Annotated in this window: 1 pseudogene; it reads right to left on the bottom strand. The window is 67.8% G+C overall.

Features of this window, described 5'->3' with window-relative positions:
- Positions 1-270, bottom strand: a pseudogene (locus ACFHWU_RS29605) (IS701 family transposase); the annotation flags it as partial.

Here is a 270-nt window from a genome sequence, read left to right as displayed (position 1 = left end):
ATGTGCCGCATGATCGGGGTGTGGAGCCGGTTCTGGAACTGGTCGAATCCGAAGTGGTCCTTGCCGAACCCGTGGTCCTCCTCGATCGTCCACCGCCGGCCGGTCACTTTCACCAGCGCGGTCAGGGTCGCCGGGAGGTGTTCGGGTATCCAGCAGTAGAAGTAGGCCAGGTCGTCGGGGTCAGCCAGGCTCCGGCGCACGAGCAGGTGGTGGCGGGGGCCGGCGGTGGCGATCCACGCCCACGCGTACCAGCGGTCGCCTTTGGAACCC

This window comes from Micromonospora sp. LOL_015 (assembly GCF_048060275.1).
Lineage (GTDB): Bacteria > Actinomycetota > Actinomycetes > Mycobacteriales > Micromonosporaceae > Micromonospora_E.
Note: the sequence above shows the minus strand (reverse complement) of the source record. Positions and strands in the feature narration are given on the sequence as shown.